Raw genomic sequence first — 21,783 nt, forward strand, 5'->3', positions numbered from 1 at the left:
TGGTATGCGGGAATGGCTCAATTGGTAGAGCGACAGCCTTCCAAGCTGTAGGTTGCGGGTTCGAGCCCCGTTTCCCACTCCATGTAAAGCGTGAGAATGATGGGTATAGAAAAATAGAGTGCTGGCGTAGCTCAGTTGGTAGAGCAGCTGATTTGTAATCAGCAGGCCGCTGGTTCAAATCCAGTCGCCAGCTCCAAAAAAAGTTGGAAAGAGCTTATTTTAACGTATAAAATAAGTTGTCTTTTTCTGTAATTTTATTTATTCTATATAAAATTATGGTGAGTAATTGGGAAGATTGCCCACGTAGCTCAGTTGGTAGAGCACTTCCTTGGTAAGGGAGAGGTCACCGGTTCAAATCCGGTCGCGGGCTCCATAGATTTAAGAGTGATAAGTTAACACATAGTCAATAGGCACTTGTAGGTTGCAATCAGTATGGCAAAAGATAGAGTCACTACACATTTGATGTGTGAGAAATGTAAAGAGCGTAATTATACGCAAGTTGTATCAAAGAAAAGAACAGTGGGTTCTTTGAAACGTAATAAATTTTGCTCGCGCTGCCGTAGCCACGGGCCACATAAAGAAACGAAGTAAACTTTTTGTAGGCCAGTAGCTCTAATGGTAGAGCGGCAGACTCCAAATCTGCGGGTTGGGGGTTCGAGTCCCTCCTGGCCTGCCAAGTGCATTAAGAGCCAAAAGATTTTGTGGATAAGGATAACAAAAAATGATGCAGTTTTTAAATGAAGTAAAAATTGAATTGTCACGAGTCATTTGGCCAAAATTCGATGAGTGGGTTGGGTCTACTGTTGTGGTAATGGTTATAGTTGCCGCATTTGCTGTATACCTAGGCGCTCTCGATTTCGGACTTAATCATCTAGCTCGGTATATTTTTGAACAATATGGCATACAATAGCCCAATCAGGATCTAAACACATGAAGCGTTGGTATGTTGTCCAGGTGTATGCTGGTTATGAAGAAGCTGTTAAGGCTGATTTGCTAAAGCGTATTCAGGAAAAAAACTTGCAAGATAGCTTTGGGGATATTTTAGTTTCATCGTCTTCGACTAAGCTAAGAAATCTTTTTGAGGTTGCCGATGCCAAAGATCAGCAATTGTTTCCTGGGTACATATTAGTAGAAATGGAAGTTTCTCCTGAGACGGTACGATTAGTTATTTCCAACTCTCGTGTTTTACGCTTTTTGGGTGGCCAACATGAGCCGGTTCCGCTCACTCAAAAGGAAATCGATCGCGTTATTTCTCAGATTAAAGGTGAGATTGCGATTGTTTCTGAAAAGAATGAGTTTATTACTGGGTCTGATATTGAAATTAGCGAAGGTCCATTCGCTGGTTTTATGGGTATCGTTGACAAGGTGGATAAAGATAGTGAGAGGTTGACAGTAATGGTAAGCATTTTTGGTAGAATGACACCAGTAGAATTAAATTTCGATCAAGTCAAACGATAAGTTGAGGTAGGTACGTTACGATGGCAAAAGAATTAAAAGCGCAGGTTAAGCTTCAGATTCCTGCGGGAGCTGCAACACCAGCCCCACCAGTTGGTTCATCACTTGGTCAGCATGGTGTTAATATTATGGATTTCTGTAAGCAATTCAATGCAAAAACAGCAAGTCGCAAAGGTGAGACGGTTCCCGTTATTATCTCTATTTATAAAGATAAAACATTTACCTTCATTTTAAAAACACCGCCGGTTAGTGAGCTTATTAAAAAGAGAATTAACCTTGCCAAGGGATCCTCTAAGCCGAACACTGATAAAGTGGGCAAAATAACTTGGAGAGAGATAGAAGAGGTTGCTAAAATTAAGCTTCCTGATTTAAATGCTACGAATATTGAACAAGCAAAATTAATTATTGCTGGTAGTGCGCGTAGTATGGGCGTAGTTGTTATTGATTAATGTTGGTAGGGAACGTACTATGGCTAAACATGGCAAAAAGTATAGAAAAGCAAGTGAGCAAGTAAAGCGTGGGGAATCTTTCTCTGCGCAACAAGCGCTTGATAAAGTTAAGCAATTAGCATTTGCGAAATTCGATGAATCTGTTGATATTCATGTCAACTTGGGCATCGACGCTGCTAAGGGCGAACAAGTTGTGCGTGGCTCAGTTGTTTTACCTTTTTCAAAGGGTAAAGCGGTTAAGGTTCTTGTGTTTGCAAAAAATGAATTTGCAGATAAGGCACTAAAAGCTGGCGCTGATTATGTTGGCTCAGATGATTTGATTGAAAAAATCAGTGGTGGTTGGATGGATTTTGACTATGCTGTTGCAACACCTGATTTAATGGCAATGGTTGGTAAGGTTGCTAAAACTTTAGGACCAAAAGGTCTTCTGCCTAATAAAAAACTTGGCACCGTGACATTTGATGTTGCTGATGTTGTCCAAGATTTGAAAAGGGGCCGTCAGTTTTTCAAAAATGATAAGAGTGGTTTAGTCCACTTTACCATTGGTAAAGTCTCTTTTAGCCCTGATCAGTTGTATCAAAATTTAACTACTTTTATCAAAGCACTTATGGCAGCTAAGCCGCCTGTTTCTAAGGGTAAGTTCTTAAGAAAAATTACTCTTGCATCTACAATGGGTTTAGGCATGGCTGTCAATCCTGACGATTTATCATAAGGCTTGATTTTTAAGAGGTATCCGCGATGAATCGTGATCAAAAAACAGAAATGATAAGTTCACTAAAAGGTGAATTTTCAAATAGCAAGGCGGCATTTGTTGTTGGCTATAAAGGCTTAACAGTAAAACAATTGCAGACTCTGCGTAGAGAATTGTCGGCACAACAAGGCACATTGAAAGTTGCTAAGGCTCGTCTTATGAGACGCGCTGTGCAAGGCTTAGAAGGTGTTAACGATTTGGCTCCTTATTTTAAAGAGCAAATCGGGGTTGTTTTTGTTGCACAAGAAGCTCCTGCTGTAGCAAAAGTTTTACATGAGTTTTCAAAAAACAACGCTGCACTACTTTTGGTGGCAGGTTTTTTTGATTCTCGTGTGATGCCAAGTGAATCAGTTGTGCGTCTAGCAAGCTTACCATCAAGAGACGTATTGTTGGCTCAAGTGTGTGGTACATTGAAAGCTCCTACTGTTAAATTGGTTCGAGTTCTTGATATGCAGATTATGGGACTTCTATGGACTCTACAAAAAATTGCTGAACAAAAACAGCAGTAATTTGGAGTTTGGTAAGAAAGCATTTTTAGTATTATTTTTGTTTAATTAGTAAAGAATTGTGTAGTTTAACTTATTATTATGTTTGGAGAAAAAATGGCAGAAAAGTCATTTAATACTTTAATTGATTCAATTGGTAACATGTCAGTTATTGAATTGTCAGATTTTGTTAAGGCGCTTGAAGAAAAGTTTGGCGTTTCAGCAGCTATGCCTATGGCAGCAGCAGCAGCTCCAGTAGCAGCAGCTCCAGTAGCAGAAGAAAAGTCTGAGTACAAAGTTACTTTAGAAAGCAGTGGCCCTGAAAAAATCAAGACCATCAAAGCATTGCGTACAGTTGTTGCAGAATTAAACTTAACTGATGCAAAGAAAATGGTTGAAGAAGCTCCACAAGTAATCAAAGAAGCTGCTCCTAAAGATCTTGCTAATAAGATCAAAGAAGCTCTTGAGGCTGCAGGAGCAAAAGTTAAACTTTCATAAGCATTGTTTTTTAAGCAACGTTTTAAAGTTTAATTTTTTTATAGAAGTGGAAGTCCTCTTTGTGGGGGTGAACTAAATTTTAAATTCGGTAATTATGAGGAGCGACTTAATGTCTAACGTGGACATGGGCAAAGGTAATATTCGTAAATCTTTTGGGAAGATTAAGAGTATTGTTCCAGTTCCTAATTTGATTGAAATTCAATCAACATCATTCAATGATTTTGTACAGTTGGATTATCTTCCTGAAGAGCGCCAATTAATTGGTCTCGAGAAGGTTTTAAAGGATGTTTTTCCAATAGAGTATGAAGATAAGATGTCGTTGGAGTATGTGAGTTACGAGTTGGGAAGCTGGGCTTGCACATGCGGTAAGTTAACCGGTATCGAAAATCGTTATCAATGGAGTTGTTCCTCGTGTAAAAAGTCCGATTGTTCACGCCTTGATGAGGACTTGACTTGCACATTCTGTAAGAAAAAAAATGCTCGCTATAAGGCCTGTTCTAATTGTCTATCTCGTGTCGTTGTAAAGTTGGCAATGTCATTTGACGAATGTCGTTCAAGTGGACAGACCTTCTCAATGCCCCTCAAGGTTAAGATTCAATTAATCAGTTGGGCTAAAGATGGCGCGGATAAAAAAGTCGTTCACGATATCAAAGAACAAAATATTTTCTTTGCTGATATCCCGGTTATGGGCGATTTATATGAAGACAGGGGTCGATTTAAGCTCGGTAATCTTGGTACGTTCTTGATTAACGGCGTAGATCGCGTTATAGTGAGTCAGCTGCACCGTTCTCCTGGTGTGGTATTTTCACAAAGTAAAAAAGTAAAAGATTTCCGTGGGCGTCCATACTATTTAGCACGTATCATTCCGATGCGTGGTTCTTGGCTTGATTTTGAATTCGATAGTAATGATCATCTATACGTTCGTATAGATAAAAAGAAAAAGCTACCGGTTACAACATTCTTGCAAGCGCTTGGTGTTGCTCGCGAAGAAATTATTCCACTTTTCTACAGTTTCGATGTTATCACCTATGAAAAGGGTGAATTTTTCAGAAAAATCGATGACAGTCTTTTGGGTCAACGTCTTGAAAAAGGCATGTTGTCTGAAAAAGATGAAAAAGGCTTTATTGGCATTCGTGTGACTCGTGAAACACTTGCTCAATTAGGTAAAGCTGGCATCAAAAAATTAACATTAAGAACACCAAGCTTGCTCAATAGAGTTCTTGCCAAGGATTTGATTGATCCAGAAACTGGCGAATTGTTGATTGAGCAGGGTCAAGTATTTACAGAAGATCACTTAGAGATCATTAAGCGTTTTAAAACAATTGAGCTAGAACTCATCCGATCATCCGGTTATGTTTTTCAGCCAACAATCGCTATGACATTAACGCATGACCGTTGTTTTTCATATGACGATGCGTTAAAAGATGTCCATATAAAAATATGGCCTGGCGATAGCGCAACGCTTCAAGAAATCAAAGAGCGTTTTGAGAATCTATTCTTTAATCCACGTTTTTACGAACTAACTAAAGTTGGTCGTATACGTATGAATAGAAAATTAAGCCTTAATATTCCTGTCGAAACTATGGTTTTGAGTAAAGAAGATATTATTGCTACTGTTCGTTATTTAGTAAACTTACGTGAACGTGGCGAAGGTGAACTTGATGATATTGATCATCTTGGTAATCGACGTGTGCGTTTGGTGGGCGAACTACTTAACAATCAGGTTTATCTTGGATTCTTGCGTATTGAACGTATCGTTCGTGAACGTTTTAGAATGCAAGAAGCTCATGGTGCGTTAATGCCTCAAGATTTTCTTAACGTAAAACCTATGAGTGCCGTAATGAGAGAATTCTTTGGTTTAGGCCAATTGTCTCAATTTATGGATCAAACCAATCCATTGGCTGAGCTTGCGCATAAACGTAGACTTTCAGCTCTTGGGCCCGGCGGTGTACTTAAGGATCGTGCTACCTATGAGATTCGTGACGTTCATACCTCACACTATGGTCGCATCTGTCCTATTGAAACGCCAGAAGGTCAAACTGTTGGTTTGATTTCATCTTTGGCTACGTATGCAATGGTTAATGATCTTGGTTTTATTGAAACGGCTTATCGTCCAGTAAAAAATTCAAAGATTTTAGATGAAGTTGTATTCTTGGATGCGTTTGAAGAAGCCGATAAGTTTATTGCACAGGCTGATTCTGTTAAGAAGAGTAACACCTTAAAGGGCGATAGAATTTTTGCCCGTAATCAAGGTAACTTCCTTTATATCGAAGCAGAAAATATTAATTATATCGACCTTTCACCAAAACAATTAGTGTCCGTTTCTGCTGCTTTGATTCCTTTCTTAGAGCATGATGACGCATCTCGTGCCTTAATGGGTGCAAACATGCAACGTCAGGCGGTTCCTCTTATTAAAACCACAGCGCCAATCGTTGGTACTGGTATGGAAAAAGAGATTGTTAAGGCGTCCGGTTCGGTTATTACTGCAAAGCGCGCAGGTATTGTAGAATACGTTGCGGCTGATAAAGTGGTTATTCGTGCTCATGAAGATGAATTTAGAAATATGGATGATTGGATTTCTCAAGGTATTGATACCTATCATTTAAAGAAATTCCTACGTTCAAGTTACAGCACTTGGATTCATCACACCCCTATTGTAAAAAGAGGTGATGTTGTCTATGTTGGTGATGTACTGACCAATGGTCCGGCTATTAATAATGGTGAACTTGCTCTAGGAGCAAACTTACTCGTTGCCTTTATGCCGTGGCATGGTTACAACTATGAAGACGCAATTGTTTTAAGTAAGCGATTGGTTTCTGGCGATATGTTAACTTCAGTTCATATTGATGAATATCCAGTAGATGCTCGTGATACCAAGCTTGGGCCTGAAGAAATTACGCGCGACATTCCTAATGTGAGTGAAGTTGCGTTAGAGGGTCTTGATGAAGATGGTATTGTCCGTATTGGTACACGTGTGAGACCGGGTGATATTTTAGTTGGTAAAGTTACCCTCAAGGGCGATGTTCAATATTCTCCAGAAGAGAAATTATTGCGTGCCATATTTGGTGAAAAATCTCGTGAAGTACGTGATACTTCTTTGAGAGTACCACCAGGGATTGAAGGTACGGTTGTTGATGTTAAAATATTCTCTCGTAGCGGTGTCAGAAAAGATAAACGTTATAAAGATGAAGTAACTAAGTTTACTAATAAACTTGAGTTTGATTTTACTCATCATGTTTCATTCCTTGAAGCGATGTTGTTATCAAAAATCGCTCAAGAGCTTGATGGTAAAAAACCTTTTTCTGAATCAATGAAATCTGTTCTTACAGATGGTTCATTTGACAAGGAAAAAATCGCTGCTCAACCATGGGCAACGGTTATTACCTTAAAGGCTAAAGAAAAGTCTTTAAACGATGCGATTAAAGCAATTAAAGATTCGTTCGAAAACCAAGTAAGAATTCTTATTGGGTTAAAAGAAGAACGTATTAATAGATTGAAAAAGGGTGATCCACTTGCTTCTGGCGTTATTAAGATGGTTAAAGTCTACATAGCAATGAAGCGTACGGTTGCCGTTGGTGATAAAATTGCTGGTCGCCATGGTAACAAGGGTGTGGTTTCTACTATTGTTCCTCGTGAGGATATGCCATATCTACAAGATGGTACCTCGGTGGACGTTGTATTGAACCCGCTTGGTGTTCCGTCTCGTATGAACGTGGGCCAAATTTTGGAAACAATTTTAGGTCTTGCTGGTCGTGAGCTTGGTAATAAGCTCCAAAATATGTTGGATACCAAAGGCTATCAAGACGTTAGAAAATATTTAAGTACCTATTACGGTCAAGACCTTGTTGATTCTTATGAGAAATCATATGGAAAAGATGAAGTTATGCTGCTTGCTCGTAAAACTGCTAAAAATGGCTTTTTATTCAGCACGCCAGTATTTGATGGTGCAAATTTCGATCAAGAAATTAAGCCATTACTTGATGAGTTATCGTTGCCAGAAAGTGGTGCATTTACCTTGTTTGATGGACGTACGGGCGAACATTTTGATCAGCCAGTTACCGTTGGTACAATTTATATGATGAAATTGCATCACATGGTTGATGACAAATTGCATGCTCGTTCCGTTGGACCATACTCCTTGGTAACGCAACAACCATTGGGCGGTAAAGCTCAACAGGGTGGTCAACGTTTAGGTGAAATGGAAGTTTGGGCACTTGAAGCATATGGTGCGGCGTATACATTGCAAGAAATGTTAACGTACAAGTCAGATGATGTAACCGGCAGACATAAAGCATATGAAGCTATTGTGCGCGGTGAGGATGTTTCAGAGCCGGGTGTTCCAGAATCATTCAACGTGTTAATAAAAGAGCTTCAAAGTTTAGGGTTACAAGTGAATTTATTCAAGAGTGGCAAGGAGAAGGTAGATGAATAATCGTATGCTGGATCGCTTTAGAGAATACGTCAATGTTGCACAATTTAATGCTTTAAAGGTTGGTCTTGCTTCTCCTGATAAAATAAAATCATTATCATATGGCGAAGTTAAGAAAATAGAAACAATCAACTATAGAACATTAAAGCCAGAGCGTGACGGATTATTCTGCGCACGTATTTTTGGTCCGGTCAAAGATTGGGAATGTAACTGCGGTAAATATAAGCGTATGAAACACCGTGGTGTTACCTGCGAAAAGTGTGGTGTTGAAGTAATTCAAGCCCGCGTACGTAGAGAACGCATGGGTCATATTGATCTTGTGGCTCCCGTTTGTCATATTTGGTATTTGAAAGGTATTCCAAGTTATTTGGGTATCATTTTAGATGCACCGGTAAAAGACTTAGAGCGTGTTGTGTATTTTGATTCTTATATTGTGATTCATCAAGGTAAGTCACCGTATCCACGCAAGACTTTATTGAGTAACTTAGAGTATGAAAACTATGTTTCATCACACCCTGAAGATATAGATTTCGTTTCCAATACAGGAGCGGAAGCTATTCATGCGGTTTTAAGTTTAATTGATTTGAATTTTGAAATTAACAAATTGCAAGATGATTACAATAAGATCTCTTCTGTTGCAATACGTCATAAGATCATGCGTAGAATCAAGGTCTTTACAGGAATGGTACAAGGTGGCTTACGTCCTGAATGGATCGTGATGACCGTACTGCCTGTATTGCCACCAGATTTGAGACCATTGGTTCCTTTAGAAGGTGGACGTTTTGCAAGTTCAGATTTGAACGAATTGTATCGTAGAGTTTTAAACAGAAATATTCGTCTACAACGATTGATGGAAATTGAGGCGCCAGGCGTTATCATTAAAAATGAAAAACGTATGTTGCAAGAATCTGTTGATGCGCTTATTGATAACGGTAGACGTGGACAACCAGTTCGTGGTTCTAATCGTCGACCACTTAAATCATTGAGCGAAATGCTTCGTGGTAAACAAGGTCGCTTCAGACAAAACTTGTTAGGTCGTCGTGTTGATTACTCTGGTCGTTCAGTAATTGTGGTTGATCCAGAATTAAAAATTGATCAGTGTGGTATTCCAAAAATTATGGCTTATGAATTATTCAAGCCATATATTTATGCTGGTCTCCTTGAACGCGAATTAGCTTCTAACCTACGTGTTGCAAAGCGCATGGTAGAAGAAATGCAACCTGAAGTATGGGATGTATTAGAAGATGTAGTAAAAAATCGTCCGATTTTATTAAACCGTGCGCCAACGTTGCATCGTCTTGGTATTCAGGCCTTCTTTCCTATTTTAGTTGATGGTAAAGCAATAAAAGTTCATCCATTGGTTTGTTCTGCATTTAACGCAGACTTTGACGGTGACCAAATGGCTGTTCATTTACCATTAAGTCAGAAGGCACAAGAAGAATGTAAGCGTTTAATTTTATCTTCACAAAATATTCTTTCTGCTTCTAATGGTCGCCCAGTAACTGTTCCTTCACAAGATATGGTGCTTGGATTGCATTATATTTCTAAGGTTCGAGCTGGCGTTAAAGGTGAAGGCGTTAGTTTTTCTGGTGTACATGAAGTGATTGTTGCTTATCAGCACGGTCAAGTTGAATTACATGCAAGAATTAACCTTCGTTTGAATAATGAGATGGTACAGACTACGGTTGGTAGAGTAATTCTTTATGAAGCTCTTCCAGAAGGTTCTGAATTTCATTGGATTAATAAAGTATTGAAGAAAAGCGACTTAGCTAAATTGGTAGAAAAAATTTACTATCGATTTGGTAGCGCTCCAACAGTTATCTGCTTGGATAAGATTAAAAAACTTGGTTTCTATAATTCTACTGTCGGTGGTATCTCTATATCATTAGAAAACATGGTAATACCTGAACAAAAAAATGGTATTATTGGTAAAGCAGAAAAAGAAGTCCAAAAAGTTGAAAAACTTTATATAGACGGTGTTATTACTAACGGTGAACGTTATAATAAAATTATCAGTATCTGGGGTCATGCGACTGCAGACGTTGCTAACGAAATGTATAAAGAACTTGAAGAACAAAATAATGCTGCGTTTGACAATAAAGATGGCAAGAGTCAACCATTTAACCCGATTTTCATGATGCTTGAATCTGGAGCTCGTGGATCGAAAGATCAAATTAAACAGTTGGTTGGTATGCGTGGTATGATGACAAAGCCGAACGGTGATATTATGGAAACACCGGTTAAGAGTAACTTTAAAGAAGGCTTAAGTGTTTTCGAATACTTTATTTCTACACACGGTGCTCGTAAAGGTCAAGCAGATACAGCACTTAAAACAGCAAACTCTGGTTATTTGACTCGTCGTTTGGTTGATGTTGCTCAAGATGTTGTTATTACCGGTCAAGATTGTAAGACCTTGGGTTATGTTGAAATTGAAGATCTAAAAGAATCAGGTGATATTATTTATCCGTTAGCTAACCGTTCTTTCGGACGTGGTTTGGCTGCTGATGTTAAAGATCCTGTCACTGGTGAACTGTTATTTAATCAAGGTCACATTATTGGCCGTGATGATATTACTAAACTTGCAGATTCAGCAGTGAGCAAAATTTTAGTTCGTTCTGTATTGACCTGTCAGGCAAAACATGGTGTATGTGCATTATGTTATGGCTATGATTTATCTAAGGGTGAGATTGTTGATGTGGGTGGTACTGTTGGTATTATTGCAGCACAATCGATCGGTGAACCTGGTACACAGCTTACTATGAGAACCTTCCATATCGGCGGTACTGCGAGTGGTTTAACTGAACAACCTTACTTCCTTGCAAAGCAGCCTGGTATTGTTGAATGGCGTGGTATTCGTACGGTTACCAATCGTAGCGGTCAAGTTATTGTGGTCAGTAGAAAGGCTAAATTGTTAGTTGTTTCTGCAGATGGTCGCGAACTACAGCGTCATGATTTAGAATATGGTTCTGTAGTTTTAGTACAAGATAAGCAACCTGTTACTGTAGGCGTTAAGCTTGCAGAATGGGAACCAAACAGTAAAGTATTGTTGACTGAAAAAGCTGGTAAAATTCAATTGATTGACTTGATTGAAAACGTTACCGTGCAAGAACGCTACGAAGAAGGTGGTCGTTCAAATCCTATGATACTTGAACATAAAAATGAAAAATATCAACCAGCATTAAGTATTCTTGATGAGAATGGCGATGAATTGGTTCAATATTATTTACCCGCAGGTTCGTTCTTGAACGTAACGGCAGGTAGTCGTGTTGAAGTCGGTGATATTTTAGTAAAAATGCCTCGTGAAGTATCGAAAACGAAGGATATTACAGGTAGTTTGCCTCGAATTGCGGAACTCTTTGAAGCGCGTGCGCCAAAAGATCCAGCTATTTTAGCAGACATTAGTGGTGAAATTGTTTTTGGTGGATTACATAGAGGTTTACGTAAAGTCAGTGTTGTTGCTGGTACAGAATCATTTGATTATTTTGTTCCTCGTGGCAAACAGCTTAACGTTGGTAATGGTGATAGAGTAACCGCTGGTGATCAATTGACATCAGGTGTTCCTGTGTTACACGATATCTTACGAATTCTTGGGCCAAATGTAGTTCAAAAATATCTGGTAGATCAAATTCAGCAAATTTATCGTTTGCAAGGTATTGATCTTAACGATAAACATATTGAATTAATTGTGCGACAAATGTTACGTAAAGTACGTGTGATTGATCAAGGTGGCACTGATTTCTTGATTGGCGATCGTGTTGACCGTATCCATTTCCAAACCGTTAACGCTGTGCTAAAAACACAGAGCAAAAAGGTTGCATCTGCTAAGCCTATATTAATGGGTATTACGCAAGCGTCCTTAGGTACTGAAAGCTTTATTTCTGCAGCTTCTTTCCAAGAAACTACAAGAATTCTCGCTGAAGCCGCAATTTCTGGCCAAGTAGATAACCTCTATGGTTTGAAAGAAAACGTTATTGTTGGTAAATTAATTCCTGCAGGTACTGGTATTAAATCATTCAGAATTAAACATTTGGGTGATGATGTATCTGACTTTGAAAAGCAGGCACAAGAGGAAGAAATACGTTCCGCGCGGATGACTAATAGGAATGATGCGTAGAATGAGTATTGAGGCGCGTAGCTCAGTGGTAGAGCATTGCTTTGACGTAGCAAGGGTCAGCGGTTCAATCCCGCTCGCGCCTACCAGAGTACATAGTATGATAAGTGAATATAAGTGTAGATTTTTTTTTGAGTGAGGTTGCTGTTATGGCATTACATAAAGACGTTAAAGATAAAGTAATTAAAGATTTTGGTACAAGCGCTAACGACACAGGATCATCAGCAGTACAAGTTGCACTGTTAACAGAATCCATTCGTTTATTGACTGGCCATTGCCAAAAATTTCCAAAAGATTTTAGTACCAAGCACGGATTGTTGAAAAAAGTATGTCAACGCCGCGGTCTTTTGACCTATCTTGAAAGAAAAGATAGCGCGGCCTATAGACAAGTTATTGGGCGTTTAGGCTTAAAAAAATAAGATCGTAAGGATTTATTGTTATGGTAAAGAAGTTTCGTTTAGATAGTTTTGGTTATGAAGTTGAAATAGGTAAATTCGCTCGTCAAGCGGATGCTGCTGTTTGGATTAAGCAAGGTGGCACCGTTGTGCTATCAACAGTGGTAAGCGCTCCTACGAAGGATTTCCCTGGCTTTTTACCATTAACAGTAGATTATAGAGAACAATTTGCAGCAGCAGGAAAGATTCCAGGTGGTTATTTTAAACGAGAAGGACGATCAACGGATCGTGAAGTTCTTCTAAGCCGTGTGATCGATCGTGCATGTCGCCCTTTGTTCCCTGCGAATTATTTTAATCAAGTTCAATTATTATCAACCGTATATTCTGTTGATAAAAAAAATCTACCAGGACCTTTGGCATTGGTGGCTTCTTCATTGGCATTGACCCTATCAAAAATTCCTTTCATGGGTCCGGTTGGTTCTGTTGATGTTGTACGTTTAGATGGTTCTTGGATTGTGGGCGCTTCATACGAAGATAGCTTGAAAGCTGATGCTCGTATGACGTTTGCTGGTACTGAAGAAGGTATCAACATGGTTGAAGGCACAACGCAGGAAATTTCTGAAAAAGAATTTCTTGATGCAATGTTCTTAGCTCATGGGAAAATCAAAGAACAAGTCATTTGGCAAAAAGAAATTGCTGCTGAAGTTGGTCAAGCAAAAGAAGAAATTGCTGATCCTTATGCATGGGCTACCTGGGAACAACGTGTTAATGAATTTTTAACCGATGAGCATGTACGCAGTGTATATAAAAACGATAAAGTTGAGCGTAACGCGAGTATTCAAGCTTTGCGTGATGCATTCAACGTTCAGTACAAACAAGAACTAGAAGACAAAAAAATTCCATCAAACGTTATTGAATATATTTTCGATGACACGTTAAAAGCAAAAATTACTGAGTTGATTTTTACTTTGAACAAACGTGTTGATGGTCGTGCTTATGAACAAATAAGACAAATTACTACTGAAGTTGGTTTGTTGCCATTTACTCATGGTTCTGCATTATTTACTCGTGGTCGCACACAAGCGTTAGTAACAGCTACTCTTGGTAGCGGTGAAGATGAACAAAAATTAGAAACTATTATGGAAGATATTACAGCAAATGGTCGCTTTATGTTGCATTATAACTTTCCTCCATTCTCTGTTGGTGAAGCTAAACCGTTGCGTGGACCTGGTCGTCGAGAAGTCGGTCATGGTGCATTAGCGGCTTCAGCATTAAAAAATCAACTTCCTGATGCAGCGGCCTTCCCTTATACCATTCGTATTGTAGCTGATATGTTAGAATCTGATGGTTCTACATCAATGGCAACAGTATGCGGCTCTACCATGGCATTAATGCAAGCTGGTGTTCCTATTAAAAATATGGTGAGTGGTATTGCTATGGGTCTTTTAAAGAGCGATAGCGATAGCTTTACCGTTCTTTCAGACATTTCAGGTTTTGAAGATGCATTTGGTTTAATGGACTTTAAAGTTGCTGGTACTGCTAATGGTATTACGGCAATCCAAATGGACATAAAATACAAAGGTGGTCTCAAGCGCGAAATTTTTGAAGTAGCATTAGAGCAAGCTAAACGTGGTAGACTACACATCTTGGGTGAAATGCAAAAATGTATGAGTGTACCTAATAAAGAACTGTCTGAGTTAGTACCGAAGTTTGTTACCATGAATATTGCTGTCGATAAAATTGGTGCCATTATTGGTACTGGCGGTAAGACGATTCGTGAAATTATCGAAAAAACTGGTACAACAATTGATATCGAAGATGATGGTTTGGTCAAAATCTTTGGAAAAACTGGTGAAGGAATTGATGCTGCTATTGCTTGGATTAAGATATTGTCTGGCCAAATTGATGCTGGCATGACTTTTGAAGGCAAGATTAGACGTATCGTTGAATTTGGTATGTTTGTTGAATTGGTACCAGGCAAAGATGGCTTAGTACATGTTTCAAACATTCCACAACAACATCAACGCTCTTTTGCTAACGATTATCAACTTGATCAAGTGGTTAAAGTTGAAGTCTTGGAATATGATGATGCAACTGGTCGAGTTCGTTTAAGAATAATTCAGTAATCATAACGTTAGTATTTAAATAATTATGCAAAATTCTGTAAGAAGATTGGGTGGTCGTGCAAACGACCACCTTCGTTCATTAAAAGTATCCTATAATGTTTTTGGTGCCAAAGCTGGTTCTGTTCTGTTTGAACTCGGCAATACTAAAGTGCTTTGTTCAGTTACCATGCAACCAGGTGTCCCTCATTTTTTAAAGGGTACTGGTACTGGGTGGTTAACAGCTGAATATGCTATGCTGCCAACAGCGACTGCGGTGAGAACCCAACGCGAATCATCTGCTGCCAAGCAAAATGGTCGTTCGGTTGAGATATCTCGGCTTATTGGGCGTGCTTTACGTTCAATAATTGCCTTGGATAAACTTGGCGAACGTACCTTATTGATTGACTGCGATGTGTTACAAGCTGATGGCGGAACTCGCACGGCTTGTATTACCGGTGCTTATTTCGCTCTTGAAGATGCCATGAAATATTGGTTATCTACTAAGCAATTGCAACAATCGATTCTGAAAGATTCTATTGTTGCGGTTTCGGCTGGAATTTTGCAAGGTCATCCTATTCTTGATCTCGATTATTCTGAAGACAGCGTGATTGAGGCGGATTTTAATTTTGTGCTAACACGGTCGAATGCACTTATTGAGGTTCAAGGTACCGCAGAACAACAACCGGTTTCTTGGGAACATTTTGATCAATTGAGATTGTTGGCCATATCGGGCGCAGAGCAGTTGTTTGCATTCTTTGATGCCCAACAACCAAGCATGACTTTCGTGCCGAGTAAGGTAGCAGATGATGCTGTGCCGCCAATCGTCATTGGTCACAAGTCTGAACAAAAGAAACAACGTGATGGTACTCCTATGTTTAGTTTAGCTAATCGTACCGTATAAAAAACATTTTAACTGAAATTGTGTTTGGTATGAATCTCAATCAGCTTCTTGCGCAGATGCAAAAAACTCCCACATTCTTCTATAACTATTCAGTTGTCTGTTTTCAAGGCAATCAAAATTATCCCTTACTGTTTTTCTCATTATTATGCACACGATTAAAAACGTTTGAAGATCGCACTATTGAGATCATTGATCTCGCAGAAGAAGATAGTGCGCGCGTGCAATCAAAGTTACAAACAAGTTTTCTGGGTTTAAAAGTTTTTTATTGGTTTAAAAATATTTCAGACCTTGATGAAAAAAAGCGAAAATTTTGGCTTGGCTATTTCCAAAGTTATGCCGGCCCTCATACACTCGCTTTTTTTGTTTTAGATCAGACGACGTTATTTTCGCACAAAGATCATTGTGCGATTACTATGCCCGATACGATCGATCAAACAGCGGCTGTACAAGTTTTTAGTTTCTTTACTCAAGGTTCAGCGACAGTGCCTTGGGCTCCCATGACTGCTCGTTTATTCAAAAAGCATGAAGCAATTCCACTAGATACAGCGTGCCTTCTCATGCATTATATGCGCTTGGTTGGATCAAATCCTGATCTTTTCTTGACTCAGTGGCTTGATAAGATTCTCACCCCAGAACGGTCATTGTTTACGCTGAGCACCTATTTTTTTGCTAAAAAATCACAGCCATTTTTTCAACAATGGGCTACCATTTCTCATGATTACCCGGATGTTTTTTGGACCTCATATTGGTCCGAACAACTCTGGCGTGCTTCTTATTTTATTACCTTGATGGAAAGCAAGCAACTTGCTGAGGCTAAAAAAGTAGGCGCACGTTTGCCGTTTAGTTTCATTCAACGTGATTGGAAATTGCATACGCCTGCACAGTTGCGCGCTGCGCACCATGCGCTGTATACCATTGATTGTGCCGTCAAAAATGGTGGATCTTCTGGTGCTCTTGATTTGTTATATTCCAAATTTTTTTCGCATCAGTCGGTCTGAAAATTGAATTACTGTATTTTTTCTTCTTTCTTAAACTGGTCAGGCAAAATGATGCCGCCAGAAATCACCAGCGCCATTGCTTCATGACGGGTGAGATCTATTTGCATGATTTGTTCTTCTGGAATAATAATATAATAACCCGTCGTTGGATTTGGCGTGGTTGGGACAAAGATATTAAAATATCGTCCCGGGGCTGGTGCTAATTCTGCTGGCAGTTCTCCGGTCAAAAATCCAATGCTATAAAGTCCTTTGCGTGGAAATTCTATGAGCACAACTTGTTTGAAGGCTGCTTTGTCTTCTTGAAGGTTGAAAGCGCTGACGAGTTGTTTTATGCCAGAATAGACAGGGCGGATTAAAGGAATTCTAAAGATGAGTTCTTCAAATCCATGTACGACACGCCGCAATATAAATATCTTTAAAATGGCACCCACTAAAAATATAAAGAAAATAACGAGTAAGATTTCTGAGTGTGGAATGTGTCCTAAGCAGGTTTGTTCGATGGCGCTATTTATAGGGTCAAGCCATTTTTTGAGTAGCCCCAATGAAAATTTAAATAAGGCAACCGTGAGAGTGAGGGGTAAAATAGCAAACAACCCATTCAAGAAAAGTGACCAGATAGTATATAAAACTACTTGAATGCCAGTGCGCTTATGTTTTGCCATCGCAAAATCTCCCAATAATTATACAGAAAGTTGTTTTATTAATTCTTGTGACAAATGGTTGCCAACACTGTGTGCAGTTTCCTCATGCGAATCTTCTATCATAATGCGCAGCAAGAGTTCGGTGCCTGAATAACGGACGAGCACGCGGCCGCCGTGTAGTTGCGCTTCATGTTCGGTGATAATTTTTGCCAAATGCGGTTCAGTCAGATCTTTTTTTACCGTAATAGGAACATTGATAAGAATTTGTGGAAATTTTTCAAAGGTTTCCATATCCCAGTTGTTAGTATGAATCATCGCTTGCAGCGTTCGTAGTGCGGTAAAAATTCCATCACCCGTATTTAAATAATCACGCACAATAATGTGTCCCGATTGTTCACCACCGAGCAACATCTGTTTTTTTTCTAATAATTCTGCTACATATTTGTCGCCAACGTTTGCACGGAGCAGTTCTTTATTATGCATGCGTGCATGAACTTCAAACCCTTGATTGGTCATAACCGTCCCTACAACACCGGTTTCGTTTTCATACAGCGGATGGGTGAGTAATAGCGCTAAAATATCATCGCCATTTTTCACTTGGCCGAGTCTACTGACTGCCATAACTCTATCGCCATCACCATCGAATGCAAAGCCAGCGTCAGCATGGTGCAGGGTGACTGCGTGCTGCAATGATTCAAGATGCAGTGCGCCGCAATCCTGGTTGATATTTGTGCCCGTTGGCTGGTGATTAATGAGCATGACCTGTGCGCCAAAGCTTTGGAAAATAGTATGCGCCACTTTGTAGGTTGCGCCATGTGCACAATCAAGAACTATTGTTGTATTTTGTAAAAAGTTTTTTGGAAAAAATTCTGCGAGTGTTGCGCAATATTCTTTTTGAGCATCTTCCCACATAACGGTGGTACCAAGCGCGGTATAATTGAGCGCATTAAGATCTTGTGCGTAAAAAAGTTCTGATAGTTTTAATTCATCATCAAGGCTGAGCTTGCCACGGTGTGCATCAACAAGCTTAATGCCGTTGTCGTGGTATGGGTTATGTGATGCTGAAATAATAATGCCAAGATTAAAAAGCGGATTTTTGGTAACCAATTGATAGATGGTTGGGGTAGGGACTACTTGTGCGTCATAGATAGTTATTTTATGCAGCAAGAGTCCTGTTTGTAATGCAGCTTTAACGAGTGAGCAGGATTCTCGTGTATCGTGTCCCAGCAGTATCACTGGTGTTGTTCCATAAGTCTTTTGGGCCCATGCGCCAATAGCCATGCCTAGTTTTATAATTGATGTGATTGAGAATGGTTCTGCACCCACCAATCCTCGTATGCCGTCGGTTCCAAAGATGTTATGTTTCATGCTTGTGTTTTTTTTTCCTGTACATCAATAACAATATTACTAGGACAATAGTTTACCAATTTAAGCGTGTCAGGTAAAAATAATGTTTTATTATCCACGATCATTTGGTTGGTACCTTGATGCAGTTGCGTTGCATCAACATGCATAGCAACTGCTTTGGGGTCAAGTGCTGACAAATCAGATCGTTTTCCACTCAACGTTATGGTGACGGTGTCAGGTGCTTTAATGTCATGCATTGCATTCTGTCCATAAAAGCATACAGGAACATTCAGTTGAATAGTATTGGTATGCGATGCGCTTAACACGCTCCAAAATGTATATCCTAAAATGCAGGATATGACTTTAAGCACTGTGTTGCTTGTTATTATTGTTTTTACGTTGAGCTTCATGAATAATCTCCTTGTGTTGAGAAACAGTTGGGGTTATTAAATATTTTTGTATCGTTTTTAAAGCGTGTGGTGCAGGAATGTCATTGAATGTTTTGCCCTGCGTTACAATAGAGAAGGTGCGTTTGATTGGATTGATACTGAATACAACCGCATCAGTTTTTGCGGTAAAAAAGAGCGCATCTTGTTGCCAAGGGAGCATGTCTTTAACCGACTCAGCGTTTGGAGTATCGTGCAACGAATTGTTCCAGGTAGCATTGATGCCAAGCAATCTGCCAGTTGAGTTTACCCACAACATATTGTGTTGCTCAAACGTAACGCTTTCAAGCATCATACTCAGTACATTTTTTTGTATGTCGGTATAGAGTGCTAGGGGTGTGTTGAGCAGGGTGACAAGACTATCTTTATGTTCGATCACGCAATAGATTTCTTTATTATTGTTGGCAGCCACCAAACAGCTTCGCACTAACGTCTCCAGCCAATCAGCGTCGCCCATCCTTGCAGGCATAATATTACGTAACGTAACAAAGTTTTTTTGCAACACATCTTGATGAAATAAGATAAATAACATAACGGCAATAGGTGCGGTTATAAATAAAAGATAGGTCACTGTGGGCAGCTGTAGGTAGTAGGAGCCGAGCAGTATGCCGCAGTAGCCATAGAAATTAAATAAAAGATTTTTTTGCTTGTCTTGTTTCAGCCACAGTGAAAAATAATAGATGAGTGTTGAGAATAATATAATCTCAGCCGCATTGCGCCAGCCAAAAAAAATGTTGGCGGGCATGAAGGTAGAAAGTAGAGAATGCCAAGACATACAGAACTCCTATGTTTATCCCCAGAAAACCCCATGTCTTTCCAAGACTGGGATGAATGGGCTAAAGCCTTTTTTCCGGGGTCCCCTAAACCACGGCTATTAAGCCGTGTGAGGGGTAAATTAAAATCTTTCGCCACTAGCTTAACTCGGTATCGTGGCAAGTATCAAGAACTTGTATACTTGTGATCGTGGTAGGGTGGTGATAGACTAATGGGATCGCACGAAGTACATGATTGTTTTATTCAAGAAAGCAGGTATAATGACGCAAAAAAAAGTTATATTAACGGGTGATCGGCCAACGGGTCCTTTGCATCTTGGCCATTATGTTGGCTCATTGATTAACAGAGTTGCTTTGCAAGATACGCACGAACAATTTATTATTTTGGCAGATCTTCAAGCAATGACCGATCATTATGAAAATCCTAAAAAAGTTCGCGATAATGTGCTGCAAGTCGCCCTTGATTATTTATCGGTTGGCATCGATCCAACTAAATCTACCATTTTTATTCAGTCGATGATTCCACAAATTTCAGAGTTGGCGATTCTGTATTTAAACCTTGTTTCGGTCAACAGGCTGAAGCGTAATCCAACGGTAAAAACAGAAATTAAACAAAAGAATTTTGGCGACCATATTCCGGCAGGTTTTTTAATGTATCCCGTGCATCAGGCTGCTGACATTACTATTGTAAAAGGTAACATCATTCCGGTAGGGGACGATCAACTACCAATGATAGAGCAGACCAATGAAATTGTACGCGCCTTTAATCGCATTTATAAAACTGATACCTTAGTCGAAGCTGAGCCGTTGATTGCTGCCACACCACGCTTGCCAGGCATTGATGGCAAAGCAAAGATGAGTAAATCATTAGGCAATGCTATTTATTTATCAGATTCTGCTGATGTGGTAACAAAAAAAGTTATGAGTATGTACACCGATCCTGACCATCTTCGCGTGGAAGATCCAGGTAAAGTAGAAGGCAACATGGTCTTCACCTATCTTGATGTTTTTGATACGGATAAAAACGAAGTTGCGGCATTGAAGGCGCAGTATCAAAAAGGTGGCTTAGGCGATGTTAAGCTTAAGCGTCGTTTGGTTGAAATTCTCAATGGATTTTTGGATCCTATTAGAAAGCAACGTTCAGAGTGGGAAAAAGATCCAGCTCATGTGATGCAGATTTTGTTTGATGGTACGGCAAAAACATATGATGTCGCATCAAACACTATGCGTGAAGTGCGTCATGCAATAGGTCTTGATTATAAATAAGAAAAATGAAGAGTAATAGTAAGTACATACTAAGGAGAATATGATGGCAAAACAATGTTTTTTAAAAGGATGCAATCAAGGTGCACGTGGGGACACAAAATCAATGGTGACTGTTGTCATTGTTGGATTACTTGCCGTAATGTTGGTATTGAACTTTTGGTATCGTCCTGTTGGACATACTGCTACGTCAATTAATAAAGATCTGATTACCTTGGTTGATATTTTTACTCGTATTGATAAACGTTGTAAAATCTTAAGTTTTGATGCTCAGAAAAATCCCATAAACTTCTTGAATGTAGTTACGTTTAAAGGTTCAGAGGTTGGATCTATGAATTTAGCCTATCCAACGCAATGGGAAGGTCCCTACCTTGATAAAAATTTAACGATTCAAAATCAAGAATATCAAATTGTTCGTACCACAAAAGGTTATTTTATTACACCAGGTGACGGTGTTTTACTTCCTAATGATAAGGTGGTTGGAAAAGATATCATACTTGACGAAGATGCAGACATTGCAGCATTAAGCAACGATGAAGGCGCGCTGATGTATGATGGCAAGGCTCTTGCCGCGCCATTAGTGCTGAGTACCAATCAATTACAAAAGCTGTTAAGAGAAGATATTGGAGCAACAGGTGAAGATATGGTTCTTAAGCCAGAATTGCCTGTCGGTGTTCGTTTAGCCTCCTCCTTCGCCAAGGCTACGGCGGACAAGCAAGATGCTATTGAAGGATGA

General features: G+C 39.4%; 19 protein-coding genes and 5 tRNA genes. 20 read left to right on the plus strand and 4 right to left on the minus strand.

The window, feature by feature from the left end; genetic code table 11:
* Positions 1-6: 6 nt before the first annotated feature.
* The 18 genes from NTX86_01335 (at position 7) to NTX86_01420 (ending at position 16,577) form a co-directional block, all read left to right on the plus strand.
* Positions 7-82: transfer RNA gene (locus tag NTX86_01335), tRNA-Gly, on the plus strand.
* A 38-nt stretch (positions 83-120) separates the two neighbouring features.
* Positions 121-196: transfer RNA gene (locus NTX86_01340), tRNA-Thr, on the plus strand.
* A gap of 101 nt (positions 197-297) precedes the next feature.
* Positions 298-373 (plus strand) — tRNA-Thr (locus NTX86_01345).
* Positions 374-432: 59 nt separating this feature from the next.
* Positions 433-591: a 50S ribosomal protein L33 gene (rpmG, locus tag NTX86_01350; protein ID MCX5921952.1), complete on the plus strand. Its 159-nt coding sequence runs from the start codon at positions 433-435 to the stop codon at positions 589-591.
* A gap of 9 nt (positions 592-600) precedes the next feature.
* Positions 601-676 (plus strand) — tRNA-Trp (locus NTX86_01355).
* Positions 677-721: 45 nt separating this feature from the next.
* Positions 722-910 carry a preprotein translocase subunit SecE gene (gene secE / locus NTX86_01360; protein ID MCX5921953.1) on the plus strand — a complete coding sequence of 63 codons (189 nt, stop codon included), beginning with the start codon at positions 722-724 and terminating at the stop codon, positions 908-910.
* Positions 911-930: 20 nt separating this feature from the next.
* A complete protein-coding gene (gene nusG / locus NTX86_01365) occupies positions 931-1,458 on the plus strand; it encodes a transcription termination/antitermination protein NusG (GenBank protein MCX5921954.1) in 528 nt (175 codons plus the stop codon).
* Positions 1,459-1,478: 20 nt separating this feature from the next.
* Complete coding sequence (gene rplK / locus NTX86_01370; GenBank protein MCX5921955.1) at positions 1,479-1,904, plus strand: 50S ribosomal protein L11; 426 nt, start codon at positions 1,479-1,481, stop codon at positions 1,902-1,904.
* 19 nt (positions 1,905-1,923) lie between these two features.
* Positions 1,924-2,616 (plus strand): 50S ribosomal protein L1, encoded by a 693-nt coding sequence (gene rplA, locus NTX86_01375; protein MCX5921956.1) that lies wholly within the window; start codon positions 1,924-1,926, stop codon positions 2,614-2,616.
* 26 nt (positions 2,617-2,642) lie between these two features.
* Positions 2,643-3,164, plus strand: coding sequence for a 50S ribosomal protein L10 (gene rplJ, locus NTX86_01380; protein ID MCX5921957.1), 522 nt, complete (start codon positions 2,643-2,645; stop codon positions 3,162-3,164).
* Between the two features lie 93 nt (positions 3,165-3,257).
* Positions 3,258-3,638, plus strand: coding sequence for a 50S ribosomal protein L7/L12 (rplL, locus tag NTX86_01385; protein ID MCX5921958.1), 381 nt, complete (start codon positions 3,258-3,260; stop codon positions 3,636-3,638).
* Positions 3,639-3,747: 109 nt separating this feature from the next.
* Positions 3,748-8,070, plus strand: coding sequence for a DNA-directed RNA polymerase subunit beta (rpoB, locus tag NTX86_01390; protein MCX5921959.1), 4,323 nt, complete (start codon positions 3,748-3,750; stop codon positions 8,068-8,070).
* Complete coding sequence (gene rpoC / locus NTX86_01395; protein ID MCX5921960.1) at positions 8,063-12,181, plus strand: DNA-directed RNA polymerase subunit beta'; 4,119 nt, start codon at positions 8,063-8,065, stop codon at positions 12,179-12,181. Before rpoB ends, rpoC begins: the two co-directional genes overlap by 8 nt.
* A gap of 11 nt (positions 12,182-12,192) precedes the next feature.
* Positions 12,193-12,267, plus strand: a tRNA-Val gene (locus NTX86_01400).
* Positions 12,268-12,327: 60 nt separating this feature from the next.
* On the plus strand, positions 12,328-12,597 hold the full coding sequence (gene rpsO / locus NTX86_01405; GenBank protein ID MCX5921961.1) for a 30S ribosomal protein S15: 270 nt from the start codon (positions 12,328-12,330) through the stop codon (positions 12,595-12,597).
* Between the two features lie 20 nt (positions 12,598-12,617).
* Positions 12,618-14,699, plus strand: coding sequence for a polyribonucleotide nucleotidyltransferase (pnp, locus tag NTX86_01410; GenBank protein ID MCX5921962.1), 2,082 nt, complete (start codon positions 12,618-12,620; stop codon positions 14,697-14,699).
* 25 nt (positions 14,700-14,724) lie between these two features.
* Complete coding sequence (rph, locus tag NTX86_01415; protein MCX5921963.1) at positions 14,725-15,579, plus strand: ribonuclease PH; 855 nt, start codon at positions 14,725-14,727, stop codon at positions 15,577-15,579.
* 29 nt (positions 15,580-15,608) lie between these two features.
* Positions 15,609-16,577, plus strand: a complete 969-nt coding sequence (locus NTX86_01420) for a hypothetical protein (GenBank protein ID MCX5921964.1) — start codon at positions 15,609-15,611, stop codon at positions 16,575-16,577.
* A gap of 8 nt (positions 16,578-16,585) precedes the next feature.
* Here NTX86_01420 and NTX86_01425 read toward each other — a convergent pair whose 3' ends face one another.
* The 4 genes from NTX86_01425 to NTX86_01440 are packed head-to-tail and all read right to left on the minus strand — an operon-like array spanning position 16,586 to position 19,786.
* Positions 16,586-17,239, minus strand: coding sequence for a DUF502 domain-containing protein (locus tag NTX86_01425; protein MCX5921965.1), 654 nt, complete (start codon positions 17,237-17,239; stop codon positions 16,586-16,588).
* 18 nt (positions 17,240-17,257) lie between these two features.
* Positions 17,258-18,586 (minus strand): phosphoglucosamine mutase, encoded by a 1,329-nt coding sequence (gene glmM, locus NTX86_01430; protein MCX5921966.1) that lies wholly within the window; start codon positions 18,584-18,586, stop codon positions 17,258-17,260.
* Complete coding sequence (locus tag NTX86_01435; protein ID MCX5921967.1) at positions 18,583-18,975, minus strand: hypothetical protein; 393 nt, start codon at positions 18,973-18,975, stop codon at positions 18,583-18,585. The genes glmM and NTX86_01435 overlap by 4 nt, the downstream gene beginning before the upstream one ends.
* On the minus strand, positions 18,929-19,786 hold the full coding sequence (locus NTX86_01440) for a hypothetical protein (GenBank protein ID MCX5921968.1): 858 nt from the start codon (positions 19,784-19,786) through the stop codon (positions 18,929-18,931). The genes NTX86_01435 and NTX86_01440 overlap by 47 nt, the downstream gene beginning before the upstream one ends.
* A 259-nt stretch (positions 19,787-20,045) precedes the next feature.
* On the opposite strand from NTX86_01440, the gene trpS reads away from it, so the two are divergent.
* Positions 20,046-21,050: a tryptophan--tRNA ligase gene (gene trpS, locus NTX86_01445; protein MCX5921969.1), complete on the plus strand. Its 1,005-nt coding sequence runs from the start codon at positions 20,046-20,048 to the stop codon at positions 21,048-21,050.
* A 43-nt stretch (positions 21,051-21,093) separates the two neighbouring features.
* Entirely contained in the window at positions 21,094-21,783 is a 690-nt protein-coding gene (locus tag NTX86_01450) for a hypothetical protein (GenBank protein ID MCX5921970.1), read from the plus strand.

It is taken from the genome of Candidatus Dependentiae bacterium, assembly GCA_026389015.1.
GTDB lineage: Bacteria > Babelota > Babeliae > Babelales > Vermiphilaceae > JAPLIR01.

Coding starts and splice junctions, on each gene's coding strand:
- rpmG (MCX5921952.1), top strand. CDS start 433: ATGGCAAAAGATAGAGTCACTACACATTTGATGTGTGAGAAATGTAAA.
- secE (MCX5921953.1), top strand. CDS start 722: ATGATGCAGTTTTTAAATGAAGTAAAAATTGAATTGTCACGAGTCATT.
- nusG (MCX5921954.1), top strand. CDS start 931: ATGAAGCGTTGGTATGTTGTCCAGGTGTATGCTGGTTATGAAGAAGCT.
- rplK (MCX5921955.1), top strand. CDS start 1,479: ATGGCAAAAGAATTAAAAGCGCAGGTTAAGCTTCAGATTCCTGCGGGA.
- rplA (MCX5921956.1), top strand. CDS start 1,924: ATGGCTAAACATGGCAAAAAGTATAGAAAAGCAAGTGAGCAAGTAAAG.
- rplJ (MCX5921957.1), top strand. CDS start 2,643: ATGAATCGTGATCAAAAAACAGAAATGATAAGTTCACTAAAAGGTGAA.
- rplL (MCX5921958.1), top strand. CDS start 3,258: ATGGCAGAAAAGTCATTTAATACTTTAATTGATTCAATTGGTAACATG.
- rpoB (MCX5921959.1), top strand. CDS start 3,748: ATGTCTAACGTGGACATGGGCAAAGGTAATATTCGTAAATCTTTTGGG.
- rpoC (MCX5921960.1), top strand. CDS start 8,063: ATGAATAATCGTATGCTGGATCGCTTTAGAGAATACGTCAATGTTGCA.
- rpsO (MCX5921961.1), top strand. CDS start 12,328: ATGGCATTACATAAAGACGTTAAAGATAAAGTAATTAAAGATTTTGGT.
- pnp (MCX5921962.1), top strand. CDS start 12,618: ATGGTAAAGAAGTTTCGTTTAGATAGTTTTGGTTATGAAGTTGAAATA.
- rph (MCX5921963.1), top strand. CDS start 14,725: ATGCAAAATTCTGTAAGAAGATTGGGTGGTCGTGCAAACGACCACCTT.
- NTX86_01420 (MCX5921964.1), top strand. CDS start 15,609: ATGAATCTCAATCAGCTTCTTGCGCAGATGCAAAAAACTCCCACATTC.
- NTX86_01425 (MCX5921965.1), bottom strand. CDS start 17,239: ATGGCAAAACATAAGCGCACTGGCATTCAAGTAGTTTTATATACTATC.
- glmM (MCX5921966.1), bottom strand. CDS start 18,586: ATGAAACATAACATCTTTGGAACCGACGGCATACGAGGATTGGTGGGT.
- NTX86_01435 (MCX5921967.1), bottom strand. CDS start 18,975: ATGAAGCTCAACGTAAAAACAATAATAACAAGCAACACAGTGCTTAAA.
- NTX86_01440 (MCX5921968.1), bottom strand. CDS start 19,786: ATGTCTTGGCATTCTCTACTTTCTACCTTCATGCCCGCCAACATTTTT.
- trpS (MCX5921969.1), top strand. CDS start 20,046: ATGACGCAAAAAAAAGTTATATTAACGGGTGATCGGCCAACGGGTCCT.
- NTX86_01450 (MCX5921970.1), top strand. CDS start 21,094: ATGGCAAAACAATGTTTTTTAAAAGGATGCAATCAAGGTGCACGTGGG.